Below are 23,566 nucleotides of genomic sequence, written 5' to 3'. Positions count from 1 at the left end.
TTACCTTTTACTTTACGCTAAATACGCTACTGCCGCTACCACTTAGAAATTTATCTTTAAACTCATTCATTTGTGGATAGAGCTTAAAGCATGGGGCAAAAAGATCGTTTAGCTCCTCGTTTTTATAAATTTCAAGTAGCTCTTTGCTTTTTAAATTTTGCATCTTTTTTGCAGCATTAACGTCTATGTATTGTAAGAAATTGCTTCTAAATTCTTGATAAACCATCGGTGTGGAGCAAAAAACATTTGGCGTGAAGATATTTAAATTTGGCACTTCATCGTTAAAATCTTCTATGATCTCGCCTATGCCGCTTACATTTGCTGCCTTGTAGCCACTTACGAAAAAAGCTACATCTGCACCGATTTTGGAGGCTATTTGCATCAAATTTTCATGTTTTATATTTAAATTTAGTTCGTCATTTACCATTAGCAAAAAGGTGGCGGCATTTGAACTACCTCCACCAAGGCCCGCACCAATTGGGATATTTTTGTTGATGATGATTTTATGAGAGCTAAAAAACTCGTCGAGCTCGTTTGAAAAGCCGGCTCTTTTTAGCTCATCTACCGCTTTTTGGATGATGTTATCTTTTATATCGTGGTTATTGCATTCTATGGCAAATGAATTTGACTTTTTAAAATAAATTTCATCAAAAAGTTGCTCACAGAGGATAAAACGCGATAAAATTTCGTGGTAGTTGCCTCTAGTGCCAACTACCTTCAAAAAGACATTGATCTTTGCAAAGCTTTTCATTTCTCGATTTTTTTGGCTAGCTCGTGGATATCGGCTTCGCTTGCAGTTTTTGTGGCATGGATATTTTCGTTTTTGATATCGTTTGCTAGTTCGCTTCTTAGTATCATTGTATTTCGTGGCGCTTCTATACCGAGTTTAACAGTATTTTTTGAAATATTTACTATGACAACTTTTATGTCATTTCCTATTAAAATTTCTTCATTTTCTTTTCTTGCTAGGATTAACATTTTTCAACCTTATTTAGAGTGTAATTTATAGTATCATCCGTGATTTGGATTACGCTCATAAATTTATCATAATTTAGCAAATAAATTCCTTGCTTTTGTGTTTCAAAATCGTTAATTTTTAATTTCTTACCATCAAGAATATCGTTTATATCCCCAAAGTATGTATTTCCCTGAATATTTAAAAAATCACAAATATTCAAAAATTTTTCATTTTCGTAGCAAAATTTACCTTCACTTATCCTTTTTAATGAGCTTAAAGTTACATTATAACCAAGCTTTTTTCCAAAAATTTCTGCATACGAACGGATATAACTTCCTTCGCTTACGCTTAGACGAATAGTTAAAAATGGGTGCGAATAGTTTAAAATTTGGCTATCAAAAATTTCCATTGTTTCTGTCTTTAGCTCAAATTCTTCGCCGTTTCTAGCTAGCTTATAGGCTCTTGTGCCATTTACGTGCTTGGCGCTAAATTTTGGCGGGATGTAACTTATTCTGCCAGTCAGCTCACCTCTTATGGCTTCAAGTTTTTCTAAATTTATCTCTTTTACATTTGAAATTTCAGTGATATTTTCATTGTCCATGCTCGGACTACTCGCCCCAAGCCAGATCGTAGCTTCATAGACTTTTGGACTTTTATCTAAAAATCTAAAAAATTTCGTATATGAGCCAAAAGCGACTATTAGGCAGCCACTCGCAAATGGATCAAGTGTGCCTGAAAATCCAGCCTTTTTAACGCCGTATTTTCTCTTTAGTCGCCCTAAAAAGTGGTTTGAACTCATGCCAGCTGGCTTGTTTGCCACGAAGATGGCGTTCATACGGCCTTTTCCACGAAGCTTGACATTATCTCTCTTACATTGCCACCAAAATTTATAGTTAGCTTAAACTCTTTTTTGATCTTGCTAACCGCGCTCACCCTGCCAATACCAAAAATTTTATGCTTAACCAAGTCGCCTTTTTTAAATTCATTACTCTGTTCGATGACTAGCGAGCCATGCGTGATACCGCTCTCACTTAAAAATCTACTCTTATTTAGCCTCGTGCGCTGACCCTTGTAAAAGCGCGAATTTGCAAAGCTTAGGCTAAGTGTCTTTTTGGCTCTTGTTATCGCCACGTACGCAAGCCTGCGCTCCTCTTCGATGTCGCTACCGTCGCCAATGAGCGGGAAAAATCCCTCTTCAAGGCCGATCACAAAAAGGTGCTCAAACTCAAGTCCCTTGCTCGCATGCACGCTCATGATGCTTATAGCCTCGTTGCTAATGCCGTCTTGCTCGCTTGTTAGCGTGATCTCGTTTAAAAACTCTTCTAGATCAAAGCTTGGATTTTGCTTGATCTGATCTTTTAAAACAGCGTAAAACTCGTCGATGTTCGCCGCTCTTTCAGCACCATCTGGCAAGCTCTCGTAGTATTTTTTCACGCCAAATTTAGCTTCAAATTTATCTATGAGGTCAAAAACTGAGCTGCTTTCTTGAAGCTCTTTTAGGCTGTTCGCAAACTCAACAAGTGCCGATTTCACCTTTTTACTAAAGGCTTCATCGTTATCAGAGATATTTGAGATCGCCTCGTAAATGGAAATTTTGCCCTCAAATGCCATTTTTTCAAGCTTATCAAGACTCACTTTGCCTAGTCCTCGTTTTGGGCGATTGATTATGCGCCTTATTGAAAAATCATCGTTTGGATTATTTATAAGCCTTAAGTAGCTTATGATATCTTTGATCTCAGCTCGTTCGTAAAATTTTACGCCGCCGACCATTTTATAAGCGATCTGCTCTTTATTTAGCCCATCTTCAAGCGAGCGAGAGAGCGCATTTATGCGGTATAAGATCGCGATATCTTTTGCTTGCACGCCTTTGCTTAAAAGCTCTTTTATACATTTTGCGATCTTGCCAGCCTCGACGCTCTCATCAAAGCTCTCTATCAAATTTACGGCTTCGCCTTCGCCTTTTGTGCCCACAAGCTTCTTGCCAAGGCGGTTGCGGTTATGATCTATTAACTCGTTTGCAGCCTTTAGTATCGCCTCGCTCGAGCGGTAGTTTTTCTCAAGTCTAATGATCTTTACATCTTTAAACTGATCTTTAAAATTTAAGATATTATCTATTTTCGCACCGCGCCAGCCGTAGATACTTTGATCATCATCGCCCACCACGCAAATGTTTTCGTGGCATAGACAGAGCTTTTTTAGCAGTTTATACTGAAGGTCGTTTGTGTCTTGATACTCATCGACCATTATGTATTTGTAGCGGTTTGAAATTTCTCTAGCAAGATCTTCGTTTTTGTCTAAAATTTTATATGTAAGCCCTAGCAAATCGTCAAAATCAACAAGATTATTTGTTTTGAGATAGTCTTCATATTTTTCATAAATTTGAGCAGCTTGCTTGTAAAAGTTATCCTTGCTCTTATCGAAAGACGAGAAATTTGCATTTTTATAGATCTCTTCGACGCTTAAAAGTGAGTTTTTATAATTTGAAATTTCACTTGACAAAATCGCCGTGGCAACTGGACTTTCAAAGCTTTTGATGATGCGTTTTTTATCGTCTGTGTCGATTATGACGAAGTTATTTTTTCTGCCAAGCTTTTCTATATAGAGTTTTAAAAACAAAAGCCCAAATTTATGAAAAGTGCAAAGTAGTGGCGAATAGTTTTTGCCGCTTTGGCTTAGCATCGCCATGGCTCTACTACGCATCTCGTTGGCGGCTTTGTTTGTAAAAGTAAGAGTTAGTGTATTTGCCGCGTCTATGCCGACCTCGCCGATGAGGTAGGCAAGCCTAGTTGTGATGGTCTTTGTCTTGCCACTGCCAGCTCCTGCAAGTATGAGCATCGGACCATCTATATGAGTAGCTGCCTCACGCTGAGATTCGTTTAAATTTGATAGTAATTTTTCCATTTTTTGCTTTTTAATTTTTCTTTTGATTTTAGCTAAAAATGCTTAAAATTACTATTTTTTCTTAAATATATCTTTATTTTTAGGATTTTGTAAAAAGACTGAAACCGATTTTTTTGTGTGGTCCGCTTGCTTCTCTTTTGGCTTATGAATAGAAAAATTTACAAGGATCGGGCTATTTTCAACCAAAATTTGAACCACCGCACCGAGTGGAAAGGAGACCACAGAAGCAAAATTTTCACTACCAAAGCCGGCCTCAAAGCTAAGCTCATCTTGCGTTAGTTTCGCACTCTCAAGCGTATAACCACCAAGTGAAAACATAATGACTGGCATGCTAAAGCTCCTGCTTATCTCATCTGGTAAGCTTGGCTCAAAGCTAACTAGCGGTAAATTTGCCATAACTGAGAAATTTACCCCTTTTTCAAGCAAAAAATCAATGCACTCATAGACGTGCATTTTCATCAAAAGTGAAAATTTCTCATCATCTAAAATTTCGTCTAACATCTTAATCCTTTGAAATTTCTAAAAACTCATCTACTAGTTTTTTAACCTCGTTTATGCCGATCTGCCAGAAATTTTTATCATCGATATCAAAGCCAAATTTACCTACAAGCTCCTTTGGACTAAGGCTGCCGCCAAGGCTCAAAAACTCGGTGTAAATTTCAACAAAATTTTTGCATTTGCCGCTTTTATAAAGCCCAAAAAGTGCAAGCACTAGAAGCTGCGCATAAGAGTAGGCGTAGCAGTAAAACGGCGTGTGGATGAAGTGCGGGATATAGCTCCACCAAATTTTGTAGTAGTCGTTTAGCGTGACGCTTTTGCCAAACATCTTTTTGCTCTCTCTTAGCCAAATTTTATTTAGTTCATCTAGGCTGATCTCACCCTCGTGCGCGTGCACGGCCCTTTCAAAGGTGGTGAAATTTATCTGGCGGTAAAGCGTGGCAAATATATCCTCGATCTTGCCAGCGAGCAGTGAAATTTTCTCTTTTTTGCTAAGGTTTTCTTTTACGTGGTCAAAAACTAGCATCTCACAAAAGACCGAAGCCGTCTCAGCCGTAGTTAGCGGAGTGTCTGAGTTTAGGTAGCTTACGCTATATGATAGCTTTTGATGCACAGCGTGACCAAGCTCGTGAGCAAGCGTGAAAAGGTCTCTTCGCTGGTTTGTGTGATTTAGCAAAACGTAAGGGTGCGTGTCGCTTGATCCTGAGTGAGAAAATGCGCCACCTCGCTTGTTTGGCGCTGGATAAACGTCGATCCAGCCGTCACTAAAGGCGCTTTTGGCTATATCGCCAAATTTAGGTGAAAATGTCCCAAACGCCTTTAAAACTATCTTTTTGCACTCATCAAATTTATACTCGCCCTCGCTGCTAAGAGGCGCGTATCTATCGTAGTCATAAAGCTTTTTAAGGCCTAAAATTTCTCTTTTTCGCTCGTAAAATTTAGCAACTAGGTCAAAATTTTTCTCAGTTACGGCAATGAGCGAATCAACGCTTTTTTTAGTTATTTGATTTTCAAGGTGTCTTGGCTCTTCAGGAAGATTGAAATTTCTAAGCTCGCAGCTCGTTTTTAGATCAGTTTTTATCATATTATATATGTAGCCAAGAAGGTGCTGGTGCTTGCTAAGCTCGTTTGAGAGGCTTTTGGCGGCTAGTTTTCGCACGCTTTGATTGTTGTCATGAAGCTTTGCTAAAATTTCCTCTTCGTTTAAAAGTTCGCCTTTAAATTTAAACCTCATCTTGCTCATGCTCTCATCAAAAAGCCTTGAAAAGCCCTCAGCTCCAGTGCTTGCGGTACGAAGCAAGACTCTTTCTTCAGCAACGCTAAGTTGGTGTGGTTTTGCTTTAGCGAGATTGCTTAGATAGTAGCCATATTTTTTAGAGCTTTTTATGATCTCTTCTTGTTTTTTAGGGCTAAACTCATTAAATTTGATCTCAAAAAATATCAAATTTTCATTTGCTTTTGTCGCTATCTCATCGATCTTTGCATAAAATGCGCCCTTGCTTGTATCTTTGGCAAAATTTAAAAAAGCGTAAGTCATTACTTTTGAAATTTTAGCTATCAAGCTTTCATATTCGCCAAATGCCTTTAAAAACTCGTCTGTTTTTAAATTCTCATAATTTTCTAGGTATTTATCTTTAAATTTCTCGCACTCTTTTTGTAAATTTAGTGCGTTTTGCTCGCACTCTTTTTCGTTTGCAAAAAGTGCTTTTAGATCCCAAATTTGCATATTTATCCTTTAAATTTTTGGGACATTTTACAAAAAAATGGATAAAAGTAAAATTTCAGCCAAAATTTAGCTGAAATTTTATGAAGATTAGTTTGAAGTCTCTGAAGCTACGGCTGTAAAAAGAACGTCTGATGAGCTATTTAGCGCAGTTTCGACTGAATCTTGGATGACGCCAATAGTAAAACCAACTGTTACAAACTGCATAGCGATGTCATTGCTGATACCAAAAAGACCGCATGCTAATGGTACTAAAAGAAGTGAGCCGCCAGCCACGCCAGATGCGCCGCATGCACCAAGAGCTGAGATGAAGCAAAGAAGAAGCGCATCGCCAAATGTAACTGTGATAGATGGGATAGAATTTACCGCAGTAAGCGCTAAGATACTAATGGTAACTGCCGCACCACCCATGTTTATAGTGGCACCTAGTGGGATCGAGATCGAGTAAAGCTCCTCTTTTAAACCAAGCTTTTTGCAAAGTGCCATATTTACAGGGATATTTGCGGCTGAGCTTCTTGTAAAAAATGCTGAAATAGCACTCTCTTTTAGGCAGATCATGACAAGTGGATAAGGATTTTTTCTGGTTAATACAAAAACCATAGCTGGATAGATGATAAATGCGACAACAAGCATTGCCCCGACAAGAACTAAGATCAGTTTTAGATATCCTGCAAGTACTTCAAATCCAGTTTCATGAATGCTAATAGCTACCATGCCAAAAATACCAAACGGAGCTAGTCTAATGATAAATTTAACGATATGAGTCACACCATCGCTTATGTCTTTAAATACTTTTTTAGTCTCAGCTGTGGAATTTCTAAGTGCTATACCACTACCAACTGCCCAGGTGATGATGCCTATATAGTTGCCATTTGCAAGAGCGTTTATCGGATTTTCGACCATTTTATAAATGAGATCTTTTAAAACATTGGTAATCCCTTGAGGTGCTGACATATCAGCACTTGCAAGACCTTTCAAAGAAAGCTCCACTGGGAATAAGAAACTAGCAACAACTGCAACAACGGCTGCTAAAAATGTACCAATTAGATAGAGTGTAATGATCTTTTGCATACCTTTTGTATGACCAAAATCTCTTAAAATGATGGATGTTGCTACTAAAACAAAGACAAGAATTGGTGCGATAGCTTTTAAAGCGCCTTTGAATAAATCGCCTAAAACTGAAGCTGAAGCTGCAATAGAATCTGCTGAGCTAGCTTTTTCTTTGGCTTCGTTTAGCTGCTTGGCTTCATCCTGACTAAGGCGAGTTTTTATAACTTCATCTACGCTCAAACCACTTTCGTTTTGAATAGTTTGAATTTTAGCTGAAATATTGTTGTAAGGAGCTGCTTCGTAGTGTGTGTAAAAGCCAACTAGGGCACCTAGGATGATACCAACTAAAATTTGAACTATCAAATTTCCATCGGCGTATCTTCTTGCTATGTTTTTAAGCATATTCATTTGACACCTTAATAAATTAGTTTTTTGTTGATTTTAGCTAAACAATTTTTAAATATAAAGAATTTGATAAAGATTAATTAGCCTTTTAAATAGATTTGTTACAATTGCACAAAATTTTAGTTAATAAAAGGATAAAAATGTATCTATTTACCTCTGAAGTTGTAAGTCCGGGCCATCCAGATAAATGCGCTGATATAATCGCTGATAGCATAGTGGATACTATTTTAACGCAAGACCCAAATGGTCGTGTCGCAAGCGAAGTCTTTGTGGCTGGAAAAAATATAGTGATAGGCGGAGAGATAAACTCAAAAGTAAAACTCTCTTTTAAAGATTACGAAAAGATCGTAAAAGACGCTCTTGCGCATATCGGGTATGATGGAAAGGGTAATTTTACAAAAGAGCAGTGCTTGCATCCAGATGATATCGAGGTCAAAGTTTGTTTAAATCAACAAAGTCCAGATATAAATCAAGGCGTTGATCAAAGTGACGGCGAGATCGGAGCAGGTGATCAAGGCATCATGTTTGGCTTTGCGAGCTGCGAAGCGAAAGAATTTATGCCAGCAGCTATAACTTACGCAAGAATGCTTTGCGATAAAGTATATAAATTTGCCAAAGCAAACCCTGATAAACTTGGCGTTGATATAAAAACGCAAGTTACGATTGATTATGGTAGCAAAGATAACTTTGAAAACTGCAAACCTCAAAGTATCCACACTATCGTCGTCTCTGCGCCTTGCGTGGAGAGCATGAAGATAGAAGAGCTTCGCGCACTAATACAAAATTTAATAGATGAAACTGGTCTTCCAAAAGAACTATATAATAAAGAAAAAACGATCATCTATATAAACCCAACAGGCAGATATGTAAATCACAGCTCACTTCACGATAGCGGTCTAACAGGCAGAAAACTAATCGTTGATAGCTTTGGCGGATATAGCCCGATAGGCGGTGGCGCTCAGTCAAGCAAGGACTACACAAAGGTTGATAGAAGCGGACTTTACGCAGCGCGCTGGATAGCTAAAAACATAGTCGCAGCTGGCCTTGCTAAAAAATGTATCGTTCAGATAAGCTACGCGATCGGCGTTGCAAAGCCAACTTCAGTTAGCGTTGATACTATGGGAACTCACGCAAACGGCGTAAATGACGATATGCTTTCAAATTTTGTAAGCGAGCATTTCGCTCTAACGCCTCGCTGGATAACAAATAAATTTGGTCTTGATAAGCCAAGTAAAGATACGTTTTTGTACGCAAAAGTAGCCGCAAAAGGTCAAGTGGGAAATGCAAAATATCCTTGGGAAAAGCTTGATGCGGTTGATACTTTCAAGGCTTTACTAAAAAAATAATCAAAAAAAGTGGCTTTATCTAAAAGCCACTTTAAATCTCCCTTTTAAAACTCATCCCAAAACGCTTTTTTAGGCTTTATGATCTCGCTTTTTGAGCCATTTACGCTGTGATAGACTGCTTTATTATATTTTGTCGCAAGGTGTTTTATAAGTAGCCTTTGAAGCACAGGTTCGCTACTTGGCACAAACCAACCATTGTTTGTGATAGCTACAACTACGTCAAATTCATCATTATAAAGCTCTTCTCTTGTCGCCTCGTAGCAGATAGCATTTCTGATTTTAACTCCATCTATCTCATAGTCACTAAAATTTTCAGCCTTTTTAAAGTCACTAGCTCCACCAAAAAATAGCTTATTTACCGCATCTTGCATAAATTTTGGCAGAGGAATTTCTTCGCCAAAAGGCACTAAAAATTTCTTATCCATTCGCCTTAGATCGCCATCTTGAAACAAAAATGCAGAGTTGTAAATTTGCTTGTTTTCATAGGCAAGCGCACCAGCTACGATAGTTATCTTTTTAGAAAGCTCTTTTAACTCATCAACAAGTAGCGGCTCATTTGTCATAAATAGTGGAAACGCGCTCTCTGGAAGGACAATAAGGCGTTTTTGCTCGGCTATGGCGCTATTTATTAAGTCTAAATTTTCATTTGTAAATTTCATACGCAAGCTTTTATCCCAGCGCACCCTTTGAGCGATATCGGTATTTACTAGCTCTACGTCAAATGGCAAGGTTTTTGCATCGCTGCTTTTAAACTGCAAAGCGGCGATCAGGCAGATAAAAGCTAGGCCAAATTTCAAAATTTTACCCTTTAGGCTTAAAAAAATAGCTGCTAAAAATATAAATATCAGCCCTCTTGTGCTTGGCTCAAAAGCGCCTAAAACAAGCGTGGCTTCAAGACTAAACCAATTAAAACCAAATGGATGAACGTAGCTTACTAAAAATAGTAAAACAGCTCTTAGTGCTACAAAGCTTGGAAAAGCGGCTATCCAAAACAAAAGCCCATAAACAAGGGCTACAAAGAGGATGATAAATGGGATAAGCCAGACAAGCTCATAGTAGATAAAACTAAAGCCGATCCAGTAAAACCACAAAATTCCTGTGAAAAATCCAGCTGCGAAAAAACCAGCTCTGCTTAAATTTATGATGATGTAAATTCCAGTCAAAGTTAGAAACGGTGAGATGAAATTTAGGAGCAAATTCTCGAAGAGGCTTAAAAAAATAAAGTTGGAAAGCAAAAAAGCACCGACAAAGGCTTTTATTATAATTTTAGTGCTAAAATGTCCGTTTAAAAATCTTACAAATAAGGAAATCCATGCAAAACGCTGATTTTTTAACATCATTACTACCTCTTGTTGTGCTTTTCGCCATATTTTACTTTTTGGTTATCAGACCTCAACAAAAACAACAAAAAGCCCACGCAGCAATGCTTGCAGCTCTTGACAAAGGCGATAAGATAGTAACTAATGGCGGACTTATATGCGAAGTAATTAAAGCCGAAAATGATTTTATCAAAGTTAAACTTAACGATGATGTAATCGTTCGTATAGCACGCGAGTTTGTAGCTAAAAAGATCGAAGATAAATAATGCGTAACGCAAGAGTCACATATAGGCTAATTATCTTAATATTAGCCTTGATTTTTGGTTTTGGCTTTTCGGTGCCATCTTTTTTTCAGACTCAAAATGGGGCTAAAATTTCACTTGGCCTTGATCTTCAAGGTGGCCTTCATATGCTACTTGGTGTTGAAACGAGTGAAGCTATTCGCTCAAAAATAAAATCAATAGCTGGAAGTATAAATTATTATGCTAAAAAAGAAGATGTGTTAATTGATAAATTTAAGATTAAAGAAGAGAACATTGACTTTACTCTCCTTGATGGCGACGAAGCTCCAAAAGTAGATAAAGCACTAGCCGAGATAAAGGGGCTTGATATTAAAAAAGATGGTTTAAATTACAGCATATCTTTAACCGAGCAAGAAAGAACGGATACGATCGAGTATGCGATCTCTCAAGCTGTTGAGACTATTAGAAATAGGCTTGATCAGTTTGGTCTAGCTGAGCCAACTGTTGCCAGACAAGGCAAAGACAATATCCTAGTTGAGCTTCCTGGTATAAAAACTGAAGAGGATGAGCAAAGAGCAAGAGATCTTATCGCAAAGGCTGCTCACTTGCAGCTTATGGCAGTTGATGATAAAAGACAAGATCAGGCTAATACTATGAGCGAGGCTGAAGCTGAAAGCTACGGCGATGTGATCTTTAAAGATGCTAAAAATGACCGCGTGAAATATGTCGTTAAAAATATCCCAGTGCTTGATGGCTCGATGCTAACTGACGCAAAGGTTGCATTTTCTCAGCAAAATAACCTACCGATCATAAATTTCACACTAAATTCAGAAGGTGCTAGAATTTTTGGAGATTTTACCGGTGCAAATGTTGGCAAAAGGCTTGCTATTGTGCTTGATGGCAAGGTTTATTCAGCTCCTGTTATAAATGAAAGAATAGGTGGCGGCAGCGGTCAGATTAGTGGCGGCTTTACTCTTGATGAGGCTCACGACGTAGCGATCGCTCTTAGAAGTGGTGCACTTTTAGCCCCTGTTAAGATGCTGGAAAAAAGAAGCGTTGGTCCATCTTTGGGACAAGAGAGTATCAATCAAAGCATGGTGGCTCTTGCTGCTGGATCTATCTTGGTTGTGTTATTTATGCTAGTTTATTATGGAATTTCTGGAATTTTTGCAAATATCGCATTAGTTGCAGACGTCGTTATATTAGTCGCTGTGATGGCGCTTTTTGGAGCGACGCTTACACTTCCTGGTATGGCTGGTATCGTGCTAACGATCGGTATGGCTGTTGATGCAAACGTCATCATAAATGAACGTATACGTGAGCTTTTGCGTGAAGGTGTAGCGATAAGAACAGCTGTGCAAAAGGGTTATGAGCACGCTATGAGTGCGATTATCGACTCAAATTTAACTACTATCATCACAGTTGCGGTGCTTTACGCTTATGGCACTGGCCCAGTTAAAGGCTTTGCAGTAACAATGGCAATAGGTATCATGGCTTCGATGCTAACAGCTATACTTGGTACTCATGGCATGTTTGATGCTGCTATGGACAAGATAGAAAAAAGTGGAAATACCAGACTTTGGTTTGGTTATAAAAGGAGCTAGGGGTGCAAATTTTTACTAAAGCAAAAGTTTATGATTTTATGCGTTTTAGATTTGCTTCACTGGCATTTTCTATATTTTTATTTGTTGGCTCTATCGTTTTACTTGCTACAAAGGGGTTAAACTACGGCATTGATTTCTCTGGCGGTACGCTTATTCAGCTAAAATACGACACCAAAGCACCACTTGATAAAATTCGTGATGCTTTTAGTACAAATGAAGTGCTTAAAAACGCCTCTGTTACTGAGTTTGGAAGCGAAGATGAGGCTGTTATTAGATTTTCAGGTTCAAGCTCAAATTTAACTGGCGACATCGGTACTGAGATAAAGCAAATTTTAAAAGATACTGGAAATTTTGAAGTAAGACGTGTTGATATCGTTGGACCAAAGGTTGGCGACGAGCTTAGAGAAAAAGGCTTGATGGCTCTTGGAATTTCACTAATTGGTATATTAATCTACATCACATTTAGATTTGAGTGGCGTTTTGCGCTTGCTGCGATCGCAACTGAAATTCACGATATAGTTATAACTGTCGGTGCTATTTCGTTATTTGATATTGATGTAAATTTGGATACGCTAGCTGCTGTTTTAACGGTGCTTGGCTACTCTCTAAATGATACGATTATTATCTTTGATAGGATAAGAGAAGGTATCAAAGAGAGCAAGCGAACTGACATCGAGGGCGTTATCAATGAGTCAGTCTCAGCCACACTTTCAAGAACTATCCTAACTTCAGCCACTACGATGATGACAGTTCTTGTGTTATTTTTATTTGGTGGAGATATGATACATGGATTTTCATTTATTCTTATCGTTGGTATTGTCATAGGAACGATCAGCTCGATCTACATCTCTTCGCCGTTTCTTATCTGGTTTAAATTTAGCATCGAACATTTTAGAAGTAGAGAGACTGAAAAACAAAAGATAAAAAAAGAGCGCGAAAAAGAGCGTGCTATGTTTGAGAAAGGCGTTGTGTAAGGAGGGATAATGAACTGGGGAAAAGTTATCTACATATTTTTTGCATTGATGAGTCTTACGACTACGGCAGAATTTTTATATGATAAAAACGAGATTGCGCTTTTTGTGGCGGCTAGTATAAATTTGGTTTCAACGCTACTTAAGATCGGTGTTAAAAATTTACTCTCAGCTGAGCTTTTTGCAAGCTCGCTAGTTGCTGATTTACACCTTATACCAGCTTTTGTTATTTTGCAAGTCTCTGAAAATATAACACTTAGCTATTCGTTGGCTATTGGCGCAGTCATTGCAAATATATTTTCACTAGCCTTGGTTTTAATAGAATCAAGCAAAGCTCAAGAAGAATTTTAGGAGAAAAAATGGCTGAAAAGAGAAAATATGAGCCTTTAAAGATAGAAAAAAAATGGCAAGAAATTTGGGATAAAAATGAAGAATTTGAACCAAAAGACGATCTAAGCTTGCCAAAAAAATATATCCTAAGTATGTTTCCGTATCCAAGCGGACGCATACATATGGGGCATGTAAGAAACTATTCTATCGGTGATGCGCTTGCTAGATCATATAGAAAAAGCGGATATAACGTGCTTCATCCTATTGGCTTTGATAGCTTTGGCATGCCAGCTGAAAATGCAGCCATAAAACATAAAATTCATCCTAAAATTTGGACTTATGAAAACATTGACTATATGAAAAAAGAGCTTGCAAGCCTTGGCTTTTCATTTTCTAAAAAGAGAATTTTAGCCACTTCTGACCCGCTTTATACTAAGTGGGAGCAAAGCTTTTTTATAAAGATGTTTGAAAAAGGGCTTGTTTATAGAAAAAATGCAATTATAAATTGGTGCGAATACGATCAAACTGTGCTTGCAAATGAGCAGGTAGAGGATGGTAAATGCTGGAGATGTGGTAATGAAGTGGTGCAAAAAGAGCTTCCAGGATATTACTTTAACATCACAAAATACGCTAGCGAGCTACTTGATGATCTAAAACTTCTTGAAGGCAAATGGCCAAATCAAGTAATTACAATGCAAGAAAACTGGATCGGCAGAAGCTACGGCTTGGAGTTTAAATTTTATCTTGATGAGGCTTCAAAAGAGGCTTTAGGTGGTAAATTTGACGGCTTTGAGGTGTTTACTACAAGGGCTGATACGATTTACGGCGTTAGCTACACAGCCCTTGCTCCTGAACATCCTATTGTAAAAGCGTTGCTTGAGAGTGATAAAATTGATGAAAGCAAAAAGACAAAGATAAAAACAATCCTAAATCAAAGCCCAAGAGAGCGTCAAGCGAGCGAAAAAGATGGAGAATTTTTAGGAATTTATGTCGTTCATCCACTTACCAATGAAAAAATCCCAGTTTGGGTTGCAAATTTTATCCTAGCTGACTACGGTAGCGGCGCTATCATGGCTGTCCCTGCGCATGACCAAAGAGATTACGAGTTTGCAAGTAAATTTAATCTTCCTATAAAGCCAGTAGTAAAGCCGCTTGATGGCGAGAGCGACGGTTCTAAAGCATACTCTGAGTACGGAATTTCTATAAATTCTGAGCTTATAAACGGCCTTAGCTCAGAGGATGCTAAAAGCTTTATAATAGAGAAATTTGAAAAAGATGGTCTTGGCAAAAGGATCACAAATTACAAGCTAAGAGACTGGGGAATTTCTCGCCAAAGATACTGGGGTGCGCCAATACCAGTAGTGCACTGCAAATGCTGCGGCGTAGTGCCTGAAAAAGAGGAAAATTTACCTATCGCGCTACCAGAAGATGTCGAGATCACAGGCGAGGGCAATCCTTTAGATAAACATCCAACTTGGAAATTTACAAAGTGTCCAAAATGCGGACAAGATGCGATCAGAGAGACTGATACGATGGATACGTTTGTGGAGAGTAGCTGGTATTTTGCTAGATTTGCAAGTGATGAGAAGACTTGGGAGCAAAAAGCACTTGACGAAAAGAGCGTGAATTACTGGATGAATGTAGATCAGTATATCGGCGGTATCGAGCATGCGATATTGCACCTTTTATACGCTAGATTTTTCCAAAAAGTCTTAAGAGATCTGGGCTATCTAAGAAATGATGAGCCATTTGAAAATTTGCTAACTCAAGGCATGGTCTTAAAAGATGGCAAAAAGATGAGCAAAAGTAAGGGCAACGTCGTAGATCCTGATGATATCATCAATAAATATGGTGCTGATACGGCAAGGCTATTTATCCTTTTTGCAGCACCTCCTCAAAAAGAGCTTGAGTGGAACGACAGTGCAGTTGAAGGCGCGTTTAGGTTTTTAAATAGGCTTTGGGAGAAGGCACAAACTATCAAAAAGATAGACAAGCTGCCTGAGATAGATCACGAAAGCTTAAACAAAGATGAGAAATTTGCAAGGCTAAAAATTTATGAAGCGCTTAAAAAATCAACTGAGGTTTTTGGCGATACATTCGCTTTTAATACACTAATCGCTGCTTGCATGGAGGCATTAAATGCCATAAATGCGCAGGATAACGAAGATGTAAATGCTGAGGGCTTTTTTATTATCTTAAATTTACTTGAGCCTATCGTGCCGCATATCGCAAATGAGCTTAGTGAAGAGCTTTTTGGTAGAAAAAATTTCACAAAAATAGACGTAAAAGAAGAGGTTTTTGTAAAAGATAGCATCGCTCTTGCAGTTACGGTAAATGGCAAAAAAAGGGCTGAGTTTGAAGTGGCAGCGAGCGAGAGTGAGGGTGAAATTTTAAAGCTAGCTAAGCAAAACGTAGCTAAATGGCTTGAAGGAAAAGAAATTTTAAAAGAGATTTATATAAAAGGCAAATTAGTAAATTTCGTCATTAAAGGATAAATTTTGAGATATTTTTTAGCGTTTTTTATTGCGATATTTATCTGCGGATGTGGTTATAAACCAGTTTCAAAGATCACACATGATCTAGTTGGCGATAAAATTTACGTTGATGTGATTATCAGCAAAGAAGAGCCAAAAAATAGCGTTTGGATAAAGGATGCTGTAAAAGAGGGTATGGTCGCAAGGCTAAATAAAAATTTATCAAGCAAAGAGAGTGCTGATACTTCGATAATAGTTTCAGTTAATAATTTAAGCTATGAAGCGATCATTTATGATGAGTTTGGCTACATTACGTCATATAAAGCACATTTAAGCTTAAATTATAAGACTAAATTTAAAGATGGCACCGTAGTTGATATTCCAGCCACTGGCGAGTATGACTTTAGTGTCGCAAGACGTCAAAAAGATGTAAGATTTGCTGATAGCGTTCTTAGTGATACTCAAAAATACGAAGCTATCAAAGAGGCATCAAAAGAGGCCTTTGATGAGTATATCGCAAGTTTAGCGGTAAAAGGATATAGAAATGGCAGCAGTAACCGTTAGTCAAATAGTCAAGGAAGCCTTAAATGAGATCAAAGATCGCCATTTGATGCTAACGCCAGAGAATTACACTGAAGTCTATAATGAAATTTCTAAAAAATACGGCTTTACAACAGAAGAGAGTAAAAAGATAGAAAAATATATCTCAAGGCTTGGTGACGAATATAAAAATCAAGCCCTAAGCCTTCATATAAAGACGGTCGATGAGTTTGTCGCTTTTATGACTGCTAGGCTCTCTAGGGGTGCTCAACAAGGAGCAGGCCTTGTGGCTGATGATAAAAAACTACAGTCGCTAAATGCATTTGCTAGAAGAATTCTCCAAGCTATCTCAATGCTTCACAATAAAGATGCAAAAAGCTTAGCAGAGCAAAGTATGCAGCTGCTCGCTAGAAGATATGATGAGAAAAATCTTGAAGAAATGTGCCTTAGATGGTTTGACTTTGTTAGCTCTTACGACACTGAGTTTTTAGAATTTTTGAAATATTATGGTGTTAGAAATTTTGATGATTTAAAGACAATGAGTTCTGAACTTGAGAAATTTCTTACACAAAAAGATGAAGATGGCGAAGAGGATGTTTTGATTCAGCTTTTAAGCCTTACTCTTGAGCCTTCTATTACAAAGGATCTTGATGAAGAGCTTAGCACGATAAGAAGTACTTTGAAGCAAAATCCTAAAACCTTAAATAGCAAAGAATTTCAAGAAAAGGTAAAGGCATTTGTTGATCGCAGGATAGAAGAAGATAGAACGGAGATCATAGAAAAAGTTGGTTCGCTAAATAATGTCTTGCAAAATATAAGCGAGAAAATTTCTGATATTGCGGTTAGTTCGCAAAGTAGTTCTGATAAAGTTAAAAGCATTAAAAATGATCTAAAAAATGTAAATTTAAATACAAATAGCATTGATCAAGTAAGAAGCATGCTTATTGAGATCGCTGGTGCTTTGGAGATCGAGAGCAAAGAGCTTGGTATCGAGATGCACAATAGACAAGCTACTATCTTAGAGCTTCAAAATAGAGTAAACAGCCTTGAAAAAGAGCTTGAGGAAGCTAAACTGGAGAGCAAAGAAGACTTTTTGACAAAGGTATCTACTAAGCGTGCTTTGATGAACGAGATTCAACGCATTGAAGAGGCATATAAACGCTATGGGACTGACTATTCTATCTGCTTTGTTGATATTGACTTTTTCAAAAGCATAAACGATACTTATGGGCATGAGGCTGGAGATGTTATTCTTTCAGCGGTAGCTCAAGTACTTAAGAAAAATGCTAGAAAGGTTGATTTTGTTGGTAGATATGGTGGCGAAGAATTTGTAATCTTGCTTCCAAGCACTGGCTTAAAAGATAGTGTTAAATTTGGAGATAAGCTAAGAAGTATGATAGAAAATTTCAAATTTATCTATAAAAATGAGCGCATCAAAGTTACTATCAGCTCTGGTATAGCGACAAGAAGTGCAAATTTAAGTGAGACAATGACGCTTGAGGCTGCTGATAAGATGCTTTATCTCTCAAAAGAAAATGGTAGAAATCAAGTAATGCCAAAGATAATCGAGGAAAAATGAGCCTAGCTAAATTTCTTGATGGCAAACCACTTTACTATAAAGAGATTGACTATGGCAGGATTATTAGAGCGTATGCGACTATAAAAGAGCATATAAAGCCATTTAAGATTATTCACATCATCGGCACAAATGGCAAAGGTAGCACTGGCCGCTTTTTAGCGCAAATTTTAAGCCAAAACGGTGCAAAAGTCGGGCACTACACAAGCCCTCATATATTTAAATTTAATGAGCGATTTTGGCTAAATGGTGAGGTTGCTAGTGATGAAATTTTGGAGGCTGCTCATGAGCGTTTGCAGGCTCTTTTAAGTGATGAATACAAGATAAAAACGAGCTATTTTGAGTATATGACGCTGCTTTCTGCCGTGCTTTTTGAGGGTTGCGACTATTTTGTCTGCGAAGCTGGCATGGGTGGTGTGCTTGATGCGACAAATGTTTTTGAAAAAGAGTTAAGTATTTTTACGCCTATTGGACTCGATCATACGGCAGTTCTTGGAGATAGCTTAGAAGAAATTTCTCGCACGAAATTTGAAGCTATGGGTAAAAGAGCTATTTTAAATGATGAGATGAACGAGATAAGCGTTGCTATCGCAAAAGAGATCGCAAGCGAGAGGGGCGCAATTTTGAGCTTTCCAAGAGAAATTTTAACCAAAGAAAATTTAAACGAGATCGCAAACTATGCAGATAAATTTAATCTACCAGAGTTTTTACGATCAAATTTAACTCTAGCCTACGCCGCAGCTAAAATTTTAGATAATAGCATAGATATCAAAAAGCTTGGTACTCTTACGCTTCGAGGCAGATGCGAAAAGATCGCTTCAAATTTATATGTGGATGTTGGTCACAACGAGCTTGGCGCAAAGGCTGTGGCTAAGAAATTTAGCTCTAAAGAGTTTAGTGACAAGAAGCTAACTCTAGTTTATAACTCGTTTTTAGATAAAGATTTCAAGGCGGTTTTGGCAGCTTTAAAGCCAGTCGTTGAGGACGTGCTGCTTTATCACTACTACTGCGAGGGCAGGGAGCTTGGCGGAGAGCTCATAAATAAAGCGTTAAACGAGCTTGAAATTTCACATAGAGAGTTTGAGCCAAGCGATATGAACGATATAAAAGAGGCAAAAAACGGCAAAATTTATCTAGCCTTTGGCTCATTTCATCTAGCCGAAGCCTTTTTAAAAGAGTACTATGCAAGCAAAGGTCTATGAGTATCTTTTAACACACGCCCCACAAATTCTCATCTGTGAAGATGACAAAGAGGCGGAACTTTGCGCTGATGCGGCCAGTTTTGCTGGTTTTAGTGCATTTAGGTTACCTGATTTTAGAGCTAAAAAGGGCGATGATCTAAGAAGCTTTAACGAAGAGCTTTTTGAAATTTCATCCGTTCTTAGCAAATACTATAAATTTGATGGCAAAAAGATTATCATAAGCCCATTTAGCACGCTTTTAAACCCACTTCCAACGCAAAAAAACCTAGAAAGCTCAACGATCAAGCTAAAAGATAATCTAAATTTAAGCGAATTTACCGACTTACTCATACGCTTTGGCTACGAGTGCGTCGATATCGTTGAGAGCGTTGGCGAGTTTAGCATACGCGGCGAAGTGATCGACATTTACGGCGTAAATATGGATGATCCTGTTAGGATTTTGCTTTTTGGCGATGAGGTTGAGAGTATAAGGAACTACAACACCGCCACGCAAATTAGCAATAAAGCCGAGCTAAGCGAGGCCGAGATCGTGCCATTTATCGCAAATTTGAGCAAAGACGAGTTTGAAAAGGTCAGCCAAAAGATCGAGGATATGCAAAGCGACGCCTTGGTGAGCGACCTAAATTCGCTTGGATTTTGGGCGATCGATAGCTTTAGTGACTATTTGAAAGAATTTGACTCAAAGCTTGTTAAGAAGATAGATTTTGAAATTTATGATGTGCCCAAGGAGAAATTCAAGGGCATTGAAATTTTGCCTGAACCAAAGATCTATAAAGACTTAGAAGTTACTTTAAATTTTGACTTTTTTGAGCTAAATAAGAGCAAAAGTATAACCGTTCTTTCAAGAAATGAAGGGCTTTTTAAGGGCTATGAGCTTGATGGCTTTGCTAACGTAAAGCTTGAAATTTCGCCTCTTGTAGTAAATTTAACTTCAAACGACAAGATCGTAGTCTCACTTAATAAATTTGAGAAAAAAAGGCGAGTTAAGCGCTCAAGTCTCGTGGTGGACGAGTTAAAAGTAAATGACTATGTCGTGCATGAAGATTATGGTATAGGCAGGTTTTTAGGGCTTGAAAAGATCAAAGTTTTGGGCGCGACGAAAGAATTTGTGGTTATCGCTTATCAAAATGACGACAAGCTTCTTTTGCCGGTTGAACATCTAAATTTGATAGACCGCTACATCGCTCAAAATGGCTCTATGGCGGTGCTTGATCGTTTGGGCAAGGCAAATTTTGCCAAGATAAAAGAAAAGGTTAGAGAAAAACTCTTCGCAATCGCTTCAAAGATCGTAGCAATGGCGGCAAAAAGAGAGCTCGTGGCTGGTAAAATTTTGCAAAAAGAAGACATCTCTTATCTAAATTTTGTCCAAGACGCTGGCTTTTCATATACGAGTGATCAGCAAAAAGCGGTAAATGATATAAGGGATGAGCTAAAAAGCGGCAAGGTCATGGATAGGCTGCTTAGCGGAGACGTTGGCTTTGGTAAGACTGAAGTTGCGATGAATGCTATATTTACCTGCATAAAATCAGGCTTTAGCGCATTTTTTTTCGTGCCAACGACGCTACTTAGCTCGCAGCACTACAAGACGCTAAGCCAGAGATTTAGCAAATTTGGCATAAAGGTCTTTAGGCTAGACCGCTTCTCAAGCGCCAAAGAAAAATCAAGCCTGCAAAAAGCGTTAAAAGAAAATGAGCCCATAGTTTGCGTGGGTACGCATGCGCTTCTTGGCGTAAAGGCTGAAAATTTAGGGCTTATCGTTGTTGATGAAGAGCATAAATTTGGCGTTAAACAAAAAGAGCAGCTAAAAGAAATTTCTCAGCACTCACACATCTTAAGTATGAGTGCCACGCCGATACCAAGAAGCCTAAATATGGCGCTTAGCAAGATAAAAACATATAGCATTTTAGCCACTCCGCCAAGCTCGAGGCTGGATGTGAGAACAAGCGTGAGAGAGTGGGACGAAAAGGTTGTCAAAGAGGCGATCATGCGTGAGTTAAGACGCGGCGGGCAGACCTTTTACATCCATAACCACATCGCAGACATCGAGCAGACGGCAAATGAGCTAAAAAAAATTTTGCCAAAGCTTAGAATTTTGATACTTCACTCAAAGATAAATGCAAAAGTCGCTGAAGATGAGATGATGAAATTTGAGCGGGGCGAGTATGACTTGCTACTTTGCACCAGCATCGTTGAAAGCGGCATCCACTTGCCAAATGCAAACACCATAATCGTAGAAAATGCTAATAAATTTGGCATGGCTGACCTGCACCAGCTGCGCGGTCGTGTGGGCAGAAGCGATAAGCAGGCCTACTGCTACTTTTTAGTTGAAGATAAAGATGCCATTAGCAAAGACGCTCTAAAACGCCTTGTCGCACTTGAGGGCAACTCATTTTTGGGCGCTGGCTCAGTGCTAGCCTATCACGACCTTGAGATAAGGGGTGGTGGCAACATCATCGGCGAGGCGCAAAGCGGCCACATCGAGGCTATCGGCTACTCGCTATATCTAAAGATGCTAGAAGACGAGATCAATAAACTGCTAAATCAAGACTCCGCAAAGCTTGACAAGATCGATCTAAAGCTTAGTGTGAGCGCCTTTTTAAATCAAGAATTTATAAGAGAAGATAGGCTAAGGCTTGAAATTTACAGGCGCCTTAGCAAGTGTAAAGAGGTCGCTGAAGTCTATGAGATACAAAGCGAGCTTGAGGATAGATTTGGCAAGATAGATACATTTACAAAGCAGTTTTTAGACCTTATCATCATCAAAATTTTAGCTCTAAAAGCTGGCATAAAAACGATCTCAAACAGCGAGCAAAACATACTAATAATAAAAAATGATGATGAAAAGATCAGGCTAAAGTCACGTAGCAAGGATGATGACGATGTATTGGCTGAAATTTTGGTCTATCTAAGAAAGGATAAGAAGTGATAGATTGGGGCGTGAAGTATGCAGCGATTTACAGAAGCACAAAAGGCATGCTAAAACCAGTTGATGATATTGATTTTGTTGATATCGACTCACTTTATGGGCTGGAAAAACAAAAAGAAATTTTACTAAAAAATACTCTAAATTTTATAGAAGGCAAGGATGCGAACCACGTGCTTCTTTGGGGTGAGAGAGGATGTGGCAAGTCAAGTCTCGTAAGGGCTGTTTTTACTAAATTTTATAAAGCTGGACTTCGCATAATCGAGCTTGGATGCGAAGATCTAAAATACCTTGGCGATATCATCGACGATATTAGAAAAAGTGAGTTTAAATTTATCATTTTCTGCGACGATCTAAGCTTTGAAAATGGTAGCAATGAGTATAAATTTCTAAAACCTATAATGGACGGCTCTATCCAAAAGCCTCCAAAAAACGTGCTTTTATACGCCACATCAAACCGCAGACATCTAATAAGCGAGTTTAAAAGCGAAAATGAAAATTCACAGTTAATGGACGGCGAGATACATTACAGTGACGCAGCTCAGGAGAAAATTTCTCTTTCAGATCGCTTTGGTCTTTGGATTAGTTTTTATCAGGGCAACTACGACGAGTATCTAAAAATGGTTGATTTTTACTTCAAAGACTACGCAGGTGATAAAGAGGAGCTTCATACGCTTGCTAAAAATTTCGCCACGCTAAGAGCCAGCAGAAGTGGTAGGACGGCAAAGCAGTTTTATCTAACTTTTAAAGAAAATTTAAAATGACTTCAACTGATCTATTTTTAACCTTATTTAATCACAAAAGCAAAAATTTTGATGAGCTAAAGTGGCCAGGCGAGGGTACTTTTGAGGTTGTTTTGGGCGCTATTTTAGTGCAAAATACCAACTGGAAAAACGTAGAAAAAGCGCTAGATAATCTAAAAAAAGCAAACAAAGATAGCCTACAAGGCATTTGCGAGCTTGAAAACAGCGAGCTTGCTACGCTCATAAAGCCAAGTGGCTTTTACAACACAAAGGCAAAACGGCTAAAAATGCTCTGCCTAGCTATAAAAAATGAATTCGAGAGCTTTGAAAATTTTAAAGAAAATGCCAGCCGTGAGTGGCTCATAAGCGTAAAAGGTGTTGGAGCCGAGACTTGCGATGCGATACTGGCATATGCTTGCGGTAAGCCATATATGGTCGTTGATGCTTACGCGCTTAGGATAATGGCGTATTTTGACTATACTTTTGAGAGCTACGATGAGGCGGCTGAGTGGTTTAGTTCGCTTGATTATGATGAAATTTATAAATTTCTTGATAGCGAGAAATTTGATGAGGTTGAAATTTTAAAACTCTACCACGCTCTTATTTTGGAGTTTTGTAAAGAGAATTTCAAAGGTAAAATTTTAAGCCAAAATGGTCAAAAAATATTAAGCAGCATTAAAAATTAAACTACTAATATGTAACAACTCTTTATAAATTTGCCAAAGATTGGGGCTTTTTATAATCTATTTTAAAATTCTGTG

Annotated in this window: 20 protein-coding genes; 12 read left to right on the top strand and 8 right to left on the bottom strand. The window is 38.3% G+C overall.

Features of this window, described 5'->3' with window-relative positions:
- Positions 1–7 precede the first annotated feature (7 nt).
- The 7 genes from CVT18_RS06760 to sstT all read right to left on the bottom strand — a co-directional run bounded on the left by CVT18_RS06760 (position 8) and on the right by sstT (position 7,538).
- Positions 8–751, bottom strand: coding sequence for a 4-(cytidine 5'-diphospho)-2-C-methyl-D-erythritol kinase (locus CVT18_RS06760; RefSeq protein WP_103628915.1), 744 nt, complete (start codon positions 749–751; stop codon positions 8–10).
- Positions 748–978: a carbon storage regulator CsrA gene (csrA, locus tag CVT18_RS06755; protein WP_021090864.1), complete on the bottom strand. Its 231-nt coding sequence runs from the start codon at positions 976–978 to the stop codon at positions 748–750. Before csrA ends, CVT18_RS06760 begins: the two co-directional genes overlap by 4 nt.
- Positions 972–1,793 (bottom strand): tRNA pseudouridine(55) synthase TruB, encoded by an 822-nt coding sequence (gene truB / locus CVT18_RS06750; protein WP_103582607.1) that lies wholly within the window; start codon positions 1,791–1,793, stop codon positions 972–974. Before truB ends, csrA begins: the two co-directional genes overlap by 7 nt.
- Positions 1,790–3,859, bottom strand: coding sequence for an ATP-dependent helicase (locus CVT18_RS06745; protein WP_103628916.1), 2,070 nt, complete (start codon positions 3,857–3,859; stop codon positions 1,790–1,792). The genes truB and CVT18_RS06745 overlap by 4 nt, the downstream gene beginning before the upstream one ends.
- A gap of 51 nt (positions 3,860–3,910) precedes the next feature.
- On the bottom strand, positions 3,911–4,360 hold the full coding sequence (locus CVT18_RS06740) for a hypothetical protein (RefSeq protein ID WP_103580571.1): 450 nt from the start codon (positions 4,358–4,360) through the stop codon (positions 3,911–3,913).
- Position 4,361: 1 nt separating this feature from the next.
- Entirely contained in the window at positions 4,362–6,083 is a 1,722-nt protein-coding gene (locus tag CVT18_RS06735; protein ID WP_103628917.1) for a M3 family oligoendopeptidase, read from the bottom strand.
- An 87-nt stretch (positions 6,084–6,170) separates the two neighbouring features.
- Positions 6,171–7,538, bottom strand: a complete 1,368-nt coding sequence (gene sstT, locus CVT18_RS06730; protein ID WP_413784329.1) for a serine/threonine transporter SstT — start codon at positions 7,536–7,538, stop codon at positions 6,171–6,173.
- A gap of 137 nt (positions 7,539–7,675) precedes the next feature.
- Here sstT and metK point away from each other — a divergent pair, with 137 nt between their 5' ends.
- A complete protein-coding gene (gene metK, locus CVT18_RS06725) occupies positions 7,676–8,881 on the top strand; it encodes a methionine adenosyltransferase (RefSeq protein ID WP_103628918.1) in 1,206 nt (401 codons plus the stop codon).
- 44 nt (positions 8,882–8,925) lie between these two features.
- Here metK and CVT18_RS06720 read toward each other — a convergent pair whose 3' ends face one another.
- Positions 8,926–10,218 (bottom strand): apolipoprotein N-acyltransferase, encoded by a 1,293-nt coding sequence (locus CVT18_RS06720; protein WP_180999682.1) that lies wholly within the window; start codon positions 10,216–10,218, stop codon positions 8,926–8,928.
- Here CVT18_RS06720 and yajC point away from each other — a divergent pair.
- The 11 genes from yajC to CVT18_RS06665 are packed head-to-tail and all read left to right on the top strand — an operon-like array spanning position 10,194 to position 23,491.
- On the top strand, positions 10,194–10,466 hold the full coding sequence (yajC, locus tag CVT18_RS06715) for a preprotein translocase subunit YajC (protein WP_002941849.1): 273 nt from the start codon (positions 10,194–10,196) through the stop codon (positions 10,464–10,466). The genes CVT18_RS06720 and yajC overlap by 25 nt on opposite strands.
- Complete coding sequence (gene secD, locus CVT18_RS06710; protein ID WP_103628920.1) at positions 10,466–12,046, top strand: protein translocase subunit SecD; 1,581 nt, start codon at positions 10,466–10,468, stop codon at positions 12,044–12,046. The genes yajC and secD overlap by 1 nt, the downstream gene beginning before the upstream one ends.
- 2 nt (positions 12,047–12,048) lie before the next feature.
- Positions 12,049–13,020 (top strand): protein translocase subunit SecF, encoded by a 972-nt coding sequence (secF, locus tag CVT18_RS06705; RefSeq protein WP_103628921.1) that lies wholly within the window; start codon positions 12,049–12,051, stop codon positions 13,018–13,020.
- 9 nt (positions 13,021–13,029) lie between these two features.
- Entirely contained in the window at positions 13,030–13,368 is a 339-nt protein-coding gene (locus CVT18_RS06700; RefSeq protein ID WP_021090699.1) for a DUF6394 family protein, read from the top strand.
- Positions 13,369–13,376: 8 nt separating this feature from the next.
- Entirely contained in the window at positions 13,377–15,842 is a 2,466-nt protein-coding gene (gene leuS, locus CVT18_RS06695; RefSeq protein ID WP_107824355.1) for a leucine--tRNA ligase, read from the top strand.
- A 3-nt stretch (positions 15,843–15,845) separates the two neighbouring features.
- Positions 15,846–16,385: an LPS assembly lipoprotein LptE gene (gene lptE / locus CVT18_RS06690; RefSeq protein ID WP_103604904.1), complete on the top strand. Its 540-nt coding sequence runs from the start codon at positions 15,846–15,848 to the stop codon at positions 16,383–16,385.
- Positions 16,366–17,940, top strand: a complete 1,575-nt coding sequence (locus tag CVT18_RS06685; RefSeq protein ID WP_107788345.1) for a GGDEF domain-containing protein — start codon at positions 16,366–16,368, stop codon at positions 17,938–17,940. Before lptE ends, CVT18_RS06685 begins: the two co-directional genes overlap by 20 nt.
- Positions 17,937–19,139, top strand: a complete 1,203-nt coding sequence (locus tag CVT18_RS06680) for a Mur ligase family protein (protein WP_103628924.1) — start codon at positions 17,937–17,939, stop codon at positions 19,137–19,139. Before CVT18_RS06685 ends, CVT18_RS06680 begins: the two co-directional genes overlap by 4 nt.
- Positions 19,120–22,065 (top strand): transcription-repair coupling factor, encoded by a 2,946-nt coding sequence (mfd, locus tag CVT18_RS06675; RefSeq protein WP_107824354.1) that lies wholly within the window; start codon positions 19,120–19,122, stop codon positions 22,063–22,065. Before CVT18_RS06680 ends, mfd begins: the two co-directional genes overlap by 20 nt.
- Positions 22,062–22,826, top strand: a complete 765-nt coding sequence (locus tag CVT18_RS06670) for an ATP-binding protein (protein ID WP_103628926.1) — start codon at positions 22,062–22,064, stop codon at positions 22,824–22,826. Before mfd ends, CVT18_RS06670 begins: the two co-directional genes overlap by 4 nt.
- Positions 22,823–23,491: an endonuclease III domain-containing protein gene (locus tag CVT18_RS06665; protein WP_103628927.1), complete on the top strand. Its 669-nt coding sequence runs from the start codon at positions 22,823–22,825 to the stop codon at positions 23,489–23,491. The genes CVT18_RS06670 and CVT18_RS06665 overlap by 4 nt, the downstream gene beginning before the upstream one ends.
- Positions 23,492–23,566 lie beyond the last annotated feature (75 nt).

The sequence above is a fragment of the Campylobacter concisus genome (assembly GCF_003048405.1).
In the GTDB taxonomy this organism is placed as follows: domain Bacteria; phylum Campylobacterota; class Campylobacteria; order Campylobacterales; family Campylobacteraceae; genus Campylobacter_A; species Campylobacter_A concisus_Q.
This window is presented reverse-complemented; position numbering and strand designations above follow the sequence as displayed.

What these genes read in the sequence shown, in the direction of transcription:
- leuS (WP_107824355.1), top strand. Translation starts at nt 13,377, where the DNA reads ATGGCTGAAAAGAGAAAATATGAGCCTTTAAAGATAGAAAAAAAATGG.
- secD (WP_103628920.1), top strand. Translation starts at nt 10,466, where the DNA reads ATGCGTAACGCAAGAGTCACATATAGGCTAATTATCTTAATATTAGCC.
- truB (WP_103582607.1), bottom strand. Translation starts at nt 1,793, where the DNA reads ATGAACGCCATCTTCGTGGCAAACAAGCCAGCTGGCATGAGTTCAAAC.
- mfd (WP_107824354.1), top strand. Translation starts at nt 19,120, where the DNA reads ATGCAAGCAAAGGTCTATGAGTATCTTTTAACACACGCCCCACAAATT.
- CVT18_RS06680 (WP_103628924.1), top strand. Translation starts at nt 17,937, where the DNA reads ATGAGCCTAGCTAAATTTCTTGATGGCAAACCACTTTACTATAAAGAG.
- CVT18_RS06760 (WP_103628915.1), bottom strand. Translation starts at nt 751, where the DNA reads ATGAAAAGCTTTGCAAAGATCAATGTCTTTTTGAAGGTAGTTGGCACT.
- CVT18_RS06700 (WP_021090699.1), top strand. Translation starts at nt 13,030, where the DNA reads ATGAACTGGGGAAAAGTTATCTACATATTTTTTGCATTGATGAGTCTT.
- CVT18_RS06745 (WP_103628916.1), bottom strand. Translation starts at nt 3,859, where the DNA reads ATGGAAAAATTACTATCAAATTTAAACGAATCTCAGCGTGAGGCAGCT.
- CVT18_RS06720 (WP_180999682.1), bottom strand. Translation starts at nt 10,218, where the DNA reads ATGTTAAAAAATCAGCGTTTTGCATGGATTTCCTTATTTGTAAGATTT.
- sstT (WP_413784329.1), bottom strand. Translation starts at nt 7,538, where the DNA reads ATGAATATGCTTAAAAACATAGCAAGAAGATACGCCGATGGAAATTTG.
- csrA (WP_021090864.1), bottom strand. Translation starts at nt 978, where the DNA reads ATGTTAATCCTAGCAAGAAAAGAAAATGAAGAAATTTTAATAGGAAAT.
- metK (WP_103628918.1), top strand. Translation starts at nt 7,676, where the DNA reads ATGTATCTATTTACCTCTGAAGTTGTAAGTCCGGGCCATCCAGATAAA.
- yajC (WP_002941849.1), top strand. Translation starts at nt 10,194, where the DNA reads ATGCAAAACGCTGATTTTTTAACATCATTACTACCTCTTGTTGTGCTT.
- CVT18_RS06685 (WP_107788345.1), top strand. Translation starts at nt 16,366, where the DNA reads ATGGCAGCAGTAACCGTTAGTCAAATAGTCAAGGAAGCCTTAAATGAG.
- CVT18_RS06665 (WP_103628927.1), top strand. Translation starts at nt 22,823, where the DNA reads ATGACTTCAACTGATCTATTTTTAACCTTATTTAATCACAAAAGCAAA.
- CVT18_RS06740 (WP_103580571.1), bottom strand. Translation starts at nt 4,360, where the DNA reads ATGTTAGACGAAATTTTAGATGATGAGAAATTTTCACTTTTGATGAAA.
- CVT18_RS06735 (WP_103628917.1), bottom strand. Translation starts at nt 6,083, where the DNA reads ATGCAAATTTGGGATCTAAAAGCACTTTTTGCAAACGAAAAAGAGTGC.